6 protein-coding genes and 1 pseudogene are annotated in these 12,654 nt (G+C 71.2%); 6 read left to right on the top strand and 1 reads right to left on the bottom strand.

Annotated elements, in window-relative coordinates:
• Positions 1-371: 371 nt before the first annotated feature.
• Positions 372-1,730, top strand: coding sequence for a type VII secretion integral membrane protein EccD (gene eccD, locus ABZT06_RS46760; RefSeq protein WP_355755181.1), 1,359 nt, complete (start codon positions 372-374; stop codon positions 1,728-1,730).
• Between the two features lie 25 nt (positions 1,731-1,755).
• Positions 1,756-4,518, top strand: coding sequence for a right-handed parallel beta-helix repeat-containing protein (locus tag ABZT06_RS46755; RefSeq protein ID WP_355755179.1), 2,763 nt, complete (start codon positions 1,756-1,758; stop codon positions 4,516-4,518).
• A 29-nt stretch (positions 4,519-4,547) separates the two neighbouring features.
• On the opposite strand, the gene ABZT06_RS46750 is transcribed toward ABZT06_RS46755, so the two are convergent.
• On the bottom strand, positions 4,548-5,198 hold the full coding sequence (locus ABZT06_RS46750) for a hypothetical protein (RefSeq protein WP_355755177.1): 651 nt from the start codon (positions 5,196-5,198) through the stop codon (positions 4,548-4,550).
• Positions 5,199-5,388: 190 nt separating this feature from the next.
• Between ABZT06_RS46750 and ABZT06_RS46745 the strand changes: the two genes are divergently transcribed.
• The 4 genes and pseudogenes from ABZT06_RS46745 to ABZT06_RS46730 all read left to right on the top strand — a co-directional run.
• On the top strand, positions 5,389-5,706 hold the full coding sequence (locus ABZT06_RS46745; protein WP_355755175.1) for a WXG100 family type VII secretion target: 318 nt from the start codon (positions 5,389-5,391) through the stop codon (positions 5,704-5,706).
• 45 nt (positions 5,707-5,751) lie between these two features.
• Positions 5,752-6,201 (top strand): WXG100 family type VII secretion target, encoded by a 450-nt coding sequence (locus ABZT06_RS46740; RefSeq protein ID WP_355755173.1) that lies wholly within the window; start codon positions 5,752-5,754, stop codon positions 6,199-6,201.
• On the top strand, positions 6,201-10,265 hold the full coding sequence (gene eccCa, locus ABZT06_RS46735) for a type VII secretion protein EccCa (RefSeq protein WP_355755171.1): 4,065 nt from the start codon (positions 6,201-6,203) through the stop codon (positions 10,263-10,265). The genes ABZT06_RS46740 and eccCa overlap by 1 nt, the downstream gene beginning before the upstream one ends.
• 98 nt (positions 10,266-10,363) lie before the next feature.
• A pseudogene (locus ABZT06_RS46730) lies at positions 10,364-12,654 on the top strand (hypothetical protein); the annotation flags it as partial.

The following is a 12,654-nucleotide window of genomic DNA, read 5'->3' as shown; positions in this document are numbered from 1 at the left end:
CTGTCCGGCGGTTCCTGTCAAGTTGCCCTCCGAGTGTGTCAAGGGCTCCCGTGGTGCGCTAGATTGACCGTGCTCCGGCCACGCGAGTCCACGTCCGGTAACCGGGCGGATGTGGCCGAGGTGCCCACCCGCGCCCACTCCCGGGCGCCGGGCCGGAAGCACAGCACGCGAACTTGTGAACACCGTACGGACACCAGGCATATGTGTGTCGGCCACCCGGCAGCGTGAGAATGCCTGCTGCGGGAACCTGACATGTGACCGCCGGGGTTCGCCGCGACCGACCGGTTCCCTCCGCAGTCTGTCCGGCCGCGCCAGGCGCACACATAATGCCGTGCCGGACTCCTCACAAGCCGACCGGAAGGAAGCCAGCGGTGGAAGACGAGCGCTGCCACGTGACGATCGTGGGACAGCGACGCAGAGTCGACCTGTCGGTACCCGTGCACGCGGCCATCGCCGAGTACACACCCATACTGCTGCGCGAGTGCGGTGAGGTCACCGCCGACGACACGTTTCCGCCGGCCTGGTCGCTGGCGCTGCCCGGGGCCAGGCCGTTCCCGCCCGAGGCGACGCTGGCCGAGTCCGGTGTGGTGGACGGAGCGACCCTCTACCTGAGGGACTTCGCGGCGGGCGAGTTCGAGGAGATCGAGGTCACCGACCTGGAGGAGGAGATCAGCGCGGCCAACCGCGATGCCCTGGCCTACGACCCCGTGGCCCGCGCCCGCACTGCGGTCGTCGCCGGTATCGCCGCCCTGGTGGCCGCCTTCGTCACCTTCGACGCCGTCGGACCGGCCCGGCCGACGGCCGGGTTCGGCGCCCTGGTGGCCGGGGCCTGTCTCGTCCTGCTGGCGGCGCACGCCACCCGGCGTGGCTGGGGCCTTCCCACCGGCATCCGGCTCACCGTGGCACTGGCCGCGGTACCCCTGTTCGTCACCGCCGCACTGGCCCTGCCGGCGGTCCGCGGCGGAGTCGGCCCGGCCCTGGCCGGGGCGGGCGCCGGAGCGCTGCTCGGCGCGGTCGCCGCCAGGCTGGCGGTGCCGCACCTGTGCAGCACCGTCGTCCTGGCCTGCGCCACCCTCTACCTGCCGGTCGCCGCCGGGCTGGCGTTCTTCGGCGCGAATTTGCTGGAGACCGCGGCGGTCGTCGTCGTCCTGCTGCTGGGAGTGATCGCGGTCGCGCCCACCGCCACGGGACACCTCGTCGCCCTCAACGGAGCGTCCGGCCGCGACGGCGACCCGGGGACCGGCGAGGGCCAGGGCGAGGTGGCCGGTCTCGTGACAGGAGCGCGTCGGCTGCTGGTGGCCGTCGTCGTACTGTGCGCCGTGCTGCTGACACCGGCACTGGTCCTGCTGGCCGCCGCCGACCAGGTGTGGGCGGTCGCGCTCTGCGCCGTCGCCAGCTGCTCGCTGCTGCTGCGCGCCGGGCTGCTCAACGCACTGGGCGCGGTGCTGCCGCAACTGGCCGCGGGCGCGGTGGGCATTGCCGCCTGCCTGGCACTGGTGCCGGGCTCCTTTGGCGCTCCCGACTGGATCGGACCCGTCGTACTCATCATCGTCGCGGTCGCCGTACTGGCCCGGGGCACCGTCCGGATCTTCGGCGAACCCGACGAGGCCGACGAACGGCCCGTCTGGATGAGCACCCTCGGACTGTTCCTTGCCGTGGCCGCCGTACCGCTCGCCGTGGGCGTCTTCGGCGTCTTCGGCATGATGCGGAGCATGGGAGAGTCGTTTTGACCGGTGCTGAGCGGAGCGGCGCGCGATGAGCCGGGTGCTGCGGGTCGCCGAGCGCGGCTGGGGGACGTACCGAAGCATCACGGCCGCAGTTCGGGCCGCCGAGGACGACACGGTGGTGATGTTGCAGCCCGGCGTCTACCGCGAGTCGCTGGTACTGGACCGCGACGTGACCGTGGCCGCTGCCAAAGGACCCGGCACGGTGCGGCTGGTGGCGGCACAGGGACCCGCGGTGAGCGTCGCCGACGGGGCACCGGTCCTGCGTGGTCTCGACGTGGAGGGCAACGGCACCGGTCCGGCGGTGCTGGTGCGGGGCGGCCGGGCCGAACTGCGCGACTGCACGGTGTCCAAGGGCGCGGTGGAGGCCGGGCACGACGCGGCGGTCGTGCTCGGGGGATGCGTGGTACGCGACACCCACGGCGACGGCGTCCGGGTCGGGGGCACCGCCACGGCGCTGCTGGAAAAAACCACCGTCGAGACCTCGGGCCGCCACGGGGTGAACGTCGCCGACGCCGCCCGCGTCGAATTGAACGGCTGCCGCGTCGTCGGCGCCGCCGGCTGCGCCCTGACGGTGACCGGTACCGCCTCGGTGACCGCGGCCCACAGCACGCTGGGCTCCTGCGCGGACGCCGCGACGCACGTGGCCGGTGCGGGCCTGGTCGTGCTGCGCGACTGCCGCCTGCACGACGCGGGCACCCACGGGCTGCGCGGCGAGCACGACGAGGCGGCCCCGCACACCGAGACCGAGGACGGGACGAGGCCCGTCCCGGCCGACGCCAGCGGTGCGCGGGGCACCAGCGCCAGTGAGGTGGCGCGGCGGGCCGAGGGCACCGACCGGGTGGACGGGGGGCGGGCGGAGCACCGGGTCCGGCTGGACCGGTGCGAGATCCTGCGCACCGGGTGGGAGGGGGTCCTGCTGGCCGGGAAGTCCGACGCCCGGCTCAGTGACTGCCAGGTCGGGGAAACCGGCTCGGCCGGACTGCACGCCGTCGGCGACGCCCGCCTCGTCCTGGACCGGGTCCGCGCGGTCGACCTGACCGAGACCGCGGTCGCAGTCGGCGACCGGGCCCGGCTGCGTGCCGCCGGCTGTGTCTTCTCCCGTACCGAGGCCAATGGGGTCTTCCTCACCGGCCGTTCGTCCGCCGTGCTCATCGAGTGTGAGCTGTCCCGGACCGCCCTGGACACCCTGTATCTGGCCGCCGGCACCCGCGCCGAATTGCGGGCCTGCGCGATCAGCGACGGCGCCCGGCACGGCGTACGGGTCGAGGCGGGCGCCGAGCTGACGGCGTACGACACCACCGTGGAACGGGCCGCGCTGTCCGGTGTCGATGTCGCGGACGGCGATGCGGTACTGCGCCGCTGCACGGTCACCGAGTGCGGCACCGGCGTACGCCTGGACACCCGGCACCGTCCGCTGCTGGACAAGTGCGCGGTACGCGCCAGCCAGCACAACGCGGTGGAGATCGCCGAGGCCGGCGGCGCGGTCCTCACCGGCTGCACCATCGAGGGAGCGGCCCTGGCCGGCATCCGACTGGACGCGGACAGTGAGGCGTGGATCGACACCTGCTCCGTCGACGGCGCGCGGGGGAGCGGCCTCGTGGTGTGGACCGGCGCCCGGCCCCGGGTCCGGGAACTGCGCGTCGCGGACGCGGGCAAGAACGGCATCTACCTTCATGACGGGGCGGCGGGACTGTTCGAGGACTGCGACGTCACCATCACCGGCTACCCGGCGCTGTACGTGGGCGCCGCGGCATCCCCGGTGTTCCGACGCTGTCTGGTACACGACACCCGCGAGGACCTGGCCGCCGATGACAGTGCCGAGCCGGTCTTCGTGGAGTGCCGCAGCACCGGTGTGGAGATCACCTCGCTGCCGGAAGGCAGCACCCGTTCGCTGTCCGCCGCGGACCCCAAAGCGGCCATCGGTGCGCCCGGCCCGGCCCGTACCGGCGCATCCGGCCAGGACGGCGAAGAGGACCCGTTGCCCGCCCTCATGAACGAACTCGACCGGTTGGTCGGCCTGGAACGCGTCAAGGCCGAAGTCTCCTCGCTCACCAAGGTGATGCGCCTGGTCAAGCAGCGACAGGAGGCCGGTCTCCAGCCGCCGCCGCTCAGCCGCCACCTGGTGTTCGCGGGCAACCCCGGCACCGGCAAGACGACCGTGGCCCGGCTCTACGGGCGCATCCTGGCCGCCCTGGGCATGCTCGCCCACGGTCATCTCGTCGAGGCCGACCGCGGCGCCCTCGTCGGCGAGTATGTCGGGCACACCGCGCCCAAGACGACCGCCGTGTTCCGGCGGGCCCTGGGCGGCGTCCTCTTCGTGGACGAGGCGTACGCCCTCGTTCCGCAGGGCCAGTCCTCCGACTTCGGGCATGAGGCCGTGGCCACCCTGGTCAAGCTGATGGAGGACCATCGGGACGACGTCATCGTGATCGTGGCTGGCTACCCCGGAGACATGGACCGGTTCCTGGACTCCAACCCCGGCCTCGCCTCACGCTTCACCCGGACCCTGAGCTTCGACGACTACTCGTCCGGGGACCTGGTCCGGATCGTCGAACACCAGGCCCGCAGCCACGAGTACCGGCTGCACGAGGAGACACTCGCCGGGCTGCGCACCTATTTCGACACCGTGGAGCGCACCGAGCGGTTCGGCAACGGCCGCACCGCCCGGCAGGTCTTCCAGCGGATGACGGAACTGCACGCCGAGCGGGTCGCGGACCTGGCCGACCCCGGGCCCGACGACCTCACCCTTGTGCTCCCCGAGGACCTGCCGCGGGTGGTGGCACACTCATGAGGACCGAGGCGGCCGGGCCGGGGCAGCGGTCACTGCACGACGGACGAGGACGGCGGGTCGGGGAACACACACGCGCGGTCCATCTGCGCGTAGGTCTGACCGGCCTTGTTCACCATCGCCAAGTACTGACCGGACACCTCCAGCGAGTTGGCTATCTGCCACAGGGCCTTCTGCATGGCGGGTTTGATGGACTCGTAGAACTGATCCGCCATCTGGTGCAGCGCCTCGTTGCCCTCTGGGTCGGTGTCTCCGTCGGACATGGTGCCCGAGGAGGTGCCGGTCGGATTGGCGGTACCGGTGTTCACCGAGGCCACCGGCTGCTTCTTCTCCTTCGGACCGAAGAAGTCGGCGTTCAGCGACGACACCTTGCCGCGCAGGTTGGAGTAGCCCGAGGACGCGGTGCGCAGGCCGCCCAGTGCGGCCGACTCGGCGGCGCGCACACTCGGCCCGTCCATGAGGATCGGGCCGCTGTCCGTCACGTCGCTGGACTGGCCGCCCGAACCGCCGCCGGCGTCCTTGGGCGGCTTGTTGAAGGAGGGAGGCGTCTCCCAGGCGACGCTGACCTGCGGAACGAGGTAGCCGAAGTCCTTGCCGGCATCCGGGTCGGGAGTGCTGTCGCCCTGGGATTCGTTGTGCGCCAGCGGACTGGTGTCGTATTTGGACGCGTAGGGTTCGGCCATCGGCCTGCTCCTCTTCGTGGGCGCCCCCACCGGGCAGATGCACAGGGGTGGCGCGACCGGACGTCGTGTCCGTCATATTCCCACGTATCCCGTGGTCATCGGAACACGAAACACACGTATCTTGTAAAGGCATACTCGCCTCAGGCCGGAGGCCGACCGTGCCGACAGCCGAACGCAACAGGGGATGGACATGGCTGACAGTTCTCAGGCGCCCACATCAGCCGCGGAGTGGGCCGTCGCACTGGGCGAGTTGCACTCCGCGATCGGCAAGGTCAAGGGGTATTCGGGTGAGATCCAGAGCTGTCTGAGCCAGATAGGCACCGAGTTCGACAAGCTCGGTGAAGCCTGGCGCAGCCCCGCTTCCGCCACCAGCGAGCCTGTCACCGAGTGGTTCCGGCGCGCCTCGCAGGATCTGCACGAACTGCTGGAAGACATGGTCCGGCGGATGCAGGTCAGCTACGACAACTATCTCGACGCCGAGACGAAAAGCTACAACAACGTCACCTGAGCGGGTCTTCCACCAGACCCGTCGAGCCCAGCAGGGAGGGAATCGATGCCGAGCACACCCGACTACGACACAGCGACCGTGTCGATCGATCCGCAACAGGTGGAGAGCGTTGCCAAACGGCTGGCGCAACTCTCCGGCGAGGTCGGCGACGCGATCGAAGCCATCGCTGACGCCTCTTTCCAGCTGCAACTGGGGTGGGCGGGCCGCACCGCCGCGGAGGCCGAGTCCTTCGGCGACCGCTGGAACACCGTCATGAGGGAGCTGTTCGGCTCGAAGGAGGAGCCCGAGAAGGGCGTCCTCAACGTCATGGCGGGCGTCGTCGAAATGGTCGCCGTCACCTTCAGTCAGACGGAGGTCAAGCTGGAACAGTCTTTCCGCGACTTCAGCTCGGCCCTCGGCTCCGGCGACTCCAGCGTGCCGACCTCCGCTCCCCCGGACGCCCCGGCCAACCTCGACCCCGAGGACTCCGCCATCCTGGAAGACTTCCCCAACTGATGAGCCAGATAGCTTTCCACCGCCCTGCGCGCACCCTGCCGCCCTCGGTCCCCGAGCAGCAGGTCGCACTGCCCGCGCCGCCCCAGAAGACCGTGGAGAACCAGGCGTCCACCTGGCTGTACCTGCTGCTGCCGCTGCTCAGCAGCGTCAGCATGGCCGCCTACATGGTCACCTTCGGCCGACTGTGGATGACCATGCTGGGCATCGGCTTCGTGGTCATCTCGGTCGGTGTCACCGTGTACGTACGCAACCAGTCGCGCAATGCCAACCGCACCACCCGGCTGCGCCAGCGCGACCGCTATGTCGAGTTCCTCGCCGACATCCGCGCCCAGGCGCGGGACTCCGCCCAGGCGCAACGCGCGGTCGCCGCCTTCCTCCAGCCGAGCCCGCACCGGCTGTGGGCCCTGGCCACCGGCCGCCGCCGGGTGTGGGAACGCCGCCCCACCGACGAGGACTTCCTGCGGCTCAGGCTCGGACAGGGAGCCGGGGCCCCGGCCATGCAGTTGTCGTCGGGCCGACGAGGCGACCCCACCGCGGAGTTCGAGACACAGTCGCAGCGCGCCGCGGAGCGACTGGTCCGCGACTATGCCAGGGTCGGCCGCCAACCCGCCTGGATCGACCTCGCCAACACCGGGGTGCTCAGCCTCGCCGGCCCCAAGGAGCGGACCGCCGAGGCGGTGGGCGCCCTGCTGCTCCAGCTCTCCGTCCTGCACGCCCCCGACGACGTACAGGTGGTGGCTCTGGCAGACGGTGATGTCCCGTGGGCCTGGGTGAAATGGCTGCCGCACGTCCGGGAGGCCGCGAAGGGCTCCACCGCCCCCGCCCTCGCCCAGGACCTGGAGGGACTCGCCGACGTACTGGAGACCCATCTGGAGCGGGTGCGCGCCGAACGGGCCGAGAACGCCGCGAACATCCTGCGCCGGGAGACCAGGGCCGAACGGCACCTCGTCGTCGTCCTGGACGGATACCGCCCCACCGCCGCCTGGGCGGGCTCCCAGCTGGTGACCGACCTGCTGGCCGAAGCCGGTCCGGCCACCGGCCTGCACGTGGTGTGCACCGTCACCAAGGACGGCGAGGAACCCGGCCGGGTGGACGCCCGCGCCCGGATCGACACCGACGGCGCCCTCACTCTGGAGAGCCCCTACCCCCAACTGATCGGCACGGTCGAGGACGCCGTGACCGACCGCTGCCCGCCCGCCCTGGGCGAGCAGACCGCACGGGCACTCGCCCCCCTGCGCCTGGCGGGAGAGCGTGAACAAGTACTCGCCCGTACCGTCTCCCTCCCGGAGATGCTCGGTCTGAAACAGCTGGACGCGCTGGACCCGCCGTCCCTGTGGAAGGCTCCGGACGCCGAAGACCTGCTGCGCCTGCCGGTCGGCGTCACCGGCGACGGCGAACAGCTCATCCTCGACCTGAAGGAGTCAGCGCAGGGCGGCGTCGGCCCCCACGGCCTCGTCGTCGGCGCCACCGGCTCCGGCAAGAGCGAGCTGCTGCGCACCCTGGTCACCGGCCTCACGCTCGTCCACTCGCCGGACCAGCTGGGCTTCGTCCTTGTCGACTTCAAGGGCGGCGCCACCTTCGCCGGTGTCACCGAACTGCCGCACGTCGCCGGCCTGATCACCAATCTCGCCGACGACCTGGCCCTCGTCGAACGGGTGCGCGCGGCTCTCCAGGGAGAACAGCAACGCCGTCAGCGCATGCTGCGCGACGCCGGCAACGTGGACTCGGTCCGCGAGTACCAGATCTTGCAGGCGCAGGGCGCCACCGATGTGCACGGCCGGCCCCTGGAGCCGATGCCCTACCTCATGATCATGGTCGACGAGTTCGGTGAACTCCTGTCCCAGCGACCGGACTTCATCGAACTGTTCGTCCAGATCGGCCGTGTGGGCCGAAGCCTCGGCATGCATCTGCTGCTCGCCACCCAGCGGCTGGACGAGGGACGCCTGCGCGGCCTGGAGTCGCACCTGTCCTACCGGATCTGCCTGCGCACCTTCAGCGCCGCCGAGAGCCGCGCGGTGATCGGCACCACTGACGCCTACAAGCTTCCCGCGATCCCCGGCTCCGCCTACCTCAAGGTCGACGAGTCGGTGTACGAACGGTTCCGGGTGGCCCATGTCTCTGGCTCGCACCGCGGCACAGCCGAGGCGCCCGTGGCCCGACCGGCTTCCGCGCCCCCCGAGCCCTTCGGGTACCGCACCGTGGAGCACGCCCGACAGGAGGACACCGAGACAGCCAAGGCGCCCGCCGCCCCCCTGCCGCTGCCCGAGGTGGGACGGCGCACCGAGATGCAGGTGGCCGTGGATCAGATGATGCCGTACGGCACCCCCGTGCACCAGGTGTGGCTACCCCCGCTGCCGCCCGCTGTGGAACTGGACTCCCTGCTGGGCCCGGTCGGCGTCGACGAGCGGCGCGGCCTGTGCTCCGAAATGTGGCCCGCGGGCGGTCGGCTTGCCTTCCCGATCGGTGTCGTCGACCTGCCCGCACGCCAGGAGCAGCGCGCGCTGCTGCTCGAACTGGCCGGAGCCCACGGTCACGTAGCCGTCGTCGGAGCCCCGCAGAGCGGCAAGAGCACCCTGCTGCGCACCGCGCTGGTCAGCGCGATGCTGCTGCACACCCCCGACGAGCTGCAGTTCGTCTGTGTCGACTTCGGCGGCGGCAGTCTCGCCGGGCTGGAGGACGCCCCGCACATCTCGGGAGTGGCCACCCGGCAGGACGAGGCCCGGGTCCGCAGGGCGCTGACGGTGATGCAGCAGCGCGTCGAGGAGCGTGAGCAGCTGTTCCGCGACCTGAAGATCGACTCCGCCGAGGACTTCCGTCGCCTGCGGGAGGAGGGCAGCCTTCCTGGCGGCACCGACTCGGCCGACCTCGTCCTGGTCATCGACAACTGGGCCGCCCTGCGCGGGGCTGTCGAGGAGGCGGATGGCATCGTCCTGGAGATCGCCAGCCGCGGACTGGGCGTGGGCATCCACCTGATGCTGAGCGCCAACCGCTGGAACGAGATCCGCGCCAACCTGCGCGACAGCATCACCGGCCGGCTCGAACTGCGACTCAACGACCCAGGTGAGTCGGAGATCTCCCGGCCTGCCGCGCGAGGCCTGCGGGCGATTGTGGCCGGCCGAGGCATCGTCGCACCGGGCAACATCTTCCACACCGCTCTGCCACGCGCCGACGGCATATCCGCCAGCGACGGGCTCGCCAAGGCCCAGCAGCAGCTCGTCGGTGATCTGTTGACCTCCTGGGGCGGCCGGGACGCCGAACCCCTCCGGGCCCTCGGTGACCTGGTCACTTCGGAAGAACTGGACATGGCCGTCGGGCTGGCCCATCCGGAAGGCGCCGGCCTGTCCGCCACATCCGTCGCGGTGGGGCTGCGCGAATCCGACCTCGCGCCTGCCGTGATCGACCTGGAACAGGACGGTCCGCACTTCCTGGTGCTCGGCGAGTCCGGTTCGGGCAAGACGCAGTTCCTGCGTTCCTGGATGCGCCGGATGGCCACGGGCAACTCGTCGTGGGACATCCGCTTCATCATCGTCGACTACCGACGCGGCCTGCTCGAAACGGTGCCGGAGGACTACGTCGGGGCGCAAGCCGGCGAGTCCGCGTCCGCCGAGGTCTATGTGGAACAACTGGTGGCGAAACTGCGCGAGCGGACGCCCCCGCCCGGGATCAGCGCCCGTGAACTGCGTGAACGCAACTGGTGGACTGGCCCGGAGCTGTACCTCGTGGTTGACGACTATGACCTGGTCGGTGGCGGAGTGGGAGCACGGGGACCGCTGGCCCAGGTGACTGAGTTCCTCGCGCACGCCGCGGACATCGGGTTCCACCTGGTGCTCGCCCGCCGTATCGGCGGCGCCGGGCGGTCGCTGATGGCCGACCCGCTCGTCGGACGGCTTCGCGAACTCGGCACCGGCGGCCTGCTGCTCTCCGGAGACCCGCGCGAGGGAGCTTTGCTGGGCGACCACCGGGCGGCCCGCCGAGCACCGGGCCGTGGCACCCTCGTCTCCCGCAAGGGGGGAGCCGTCATCCAGGCGGTCCTCGACGCGCCGGAACCCGAACCGGCGCTCTGACCCGGGCCCGGCCGCCGCTCCCGCCACGTTCGTCTCAGACATCCAGATACCTCACCCCATAGACGCGTAAAAGCAGTCGTTGAAAGGTCCGGTCCCCCATGGCACAGTTCGACACGGGTCCGATCAGGGATCTCGCGCGTGAGTGGATCCAGTACGGCGACGGCATGTACGAACTTGCCCAGTCGATGCAGGGCCAGATCGAGGGGATGCACTGGACGAGCAAGGCGGCGACGGCGGCTCGGGACGCGTTCAGTTCAGGTGATCACAGCGTGCGCGCCACGATGCTCGCGTCGGCGGACATGGCGTGGAAGACGGGCGAGGCGCTCAACATCTATGCCGAGGAGGTCGACAAGGCAGTCAAGGAGATCAACAAGCAGCGCCTGATCGCCGCGTTGGCCAACATCTTCGGTCTCGCCCTGATGGGCATCACCATCGGGCTGGGTGTCCTGCTCGCGCCGTACCTCCAGATCTACGCCTCCTTCGCGGCGCAGATGTTCATCAGCGCGTTGGAGCTGCAACCCGGCATGGTGGGCGCGGCAACGGCGTTCTCCTTCGAGGTGGCCCTCTCGGCAGGGCTGGGTCTGGGCTTCGACCTTCTCAATCAACAGCTGGCCCATTCCGCCGCGGGCGCCAAGTACCACGTCGACTGGAAGAACGAGGCATGGGCTCTCGGCCTGGGCGCGACGGGCCCGACGGGAAAGCCGGTCGCGGGCCTGGGAGAGCGCTGGATACCCAAGCCCGAGCGCGGCGGTCCGCAGTCGGTGACCTCGGTGACACAGGGCATCGAGAGCGCCGGCGTGCATGTGCCCACCCCCACCAAGGGACTGCCTAATGTAAACACCGGCAAGGGGTACGGCTTCAGCGAAGCACCGCCGGCCTACGATGCGCCCCCCGCCTACGGCGCGGCGACAACCGCCGGACCCGATGTCCGCCCTGCGGCCGGTGCGACCGAACTGTCCGCCCCGCAGCCGCTCACGGCCGGACCCACGCGTTCGTCGTCCGGCTCCGGGGGCAAAACGACGGACGCCGTGGTGCCGCCCGCGCCGACCCGTGCGTCGGCTGGCGGGTCGGAGCCTGGGCGGAACACGGCATCCGGTGCCGTGGCGCCGCCCGCGCCCACCCGTGCGTCGGCTGGCAGCGCGGAGCCCGTGCGGGGCGGCGGGACGTCCGGCGCCGCGACGACGGTACGTCAGGAGACCTCTTCCGCCGTCGCCGGGCCCGACGGGGGAACGGCTGCCGTCCGGGGAGCCGGCGGTACGGACCGCCCGTCCGGTGGCAAGGAGGCGCCCGCCCGGATCGGTGACCCGGACAAGTCGGCGCCGCTGCCGAGTACCGGTTCCGGCGGGAAGGGTATGGGTGGCGGGTCTGACGCGGCCCGCGCCGAGGCGGGTCCGGCGCCGGTCGGCGGCGGGGGCGGCACGCGGAGCGTCGGTGGGGACACGGGCGGTGCCAAGACTGTCCGCGAACAGCTGTCGCCCTCGGGCGCCGGTGACGTACGCGGCCCCGGTGGTGGGTCCGACGGAGCCAAGGGCGCTGCTGTACCCGGTTCCGAAGCCACCGACGCGGCCGGTGGTGGCCTGTCGGCAACGGGCACGGAGAGGCCGCACGACCCGGACGCCGTGGTGAGTGCCGCCGGAGCCGGTCCCATCGGGAGCGGCTCGGCGATCCACGGTGCCGGCAGGAGCTCCGAGGCGGCCCAGCACGTCTCGAACACCGGCCCCGAGGCGGGTTCCGGTGGACAGACGCGCGGTGCGGCGCGGCAGGGTGGCGCGGACGAGGTTCGGCAGCCGGGCGCGACCACCGGCTCCTCCCCGTCGACGGGTACCTCGAAATCCGGGCACGGGGACGCCCAGGCCGCCCCCACGAATGCCGCTCGCCCGGGTGGCAAGTCAGACCCGTCTCAGGCCTCGCAGTACAAGGAGATGAACGAGGTTCTGAAGACCGCTCACATCCGACGGCAGGAGGCCATCAGCAAGGGCGGCGACGTGAGTTCCCCTCAGTCCGCCAAGCCCGCTGACACCTCGAAGTTCACGGTCACCGACAATGGCCAGGAAGTCGGTCCCTTCTTCGGGAAGGGCCAGCGGCTGGACGGAGGAGAGACGCCGGCGGGACGGCCGCCGACGAGTACGGCTGCGGACGCCGCAGGTCCCAAGGCTCCGATGTCGTCTGAGCCGGGTGTGTTCTCCGGTGGGGGGCGTCGGCTTGACGGGCGGGAGCCGGGTGCTCCTGGTACTGAGCCGGAGGGTTTCAAGGCTTCGGGGTCGTCGGAGCCGAGCGCTGGCGGCGGGTCGGCGGGTGTGTTCTCCGGTGGGGGGCGTCGGCTTGACGGGCGGGAGCCGGGTGCTCCTGGTACTGAGCCGGAGGGTTTCAAGGCTTCGGGGTCGTCGGA

Source organism: Streptomyces sp. NPDC005483 (genome assembly GCF_040606035.1).
GTDB lineage: Bacteria > Actinomycetota > Actinomycetes > Streptomycetales > Streptomycetaceae > Streptomyces.
Note: the sequence above shows the minus strand (reverse complement) of the source record. Positions and strands in the feature narration are given on the sequence as shown.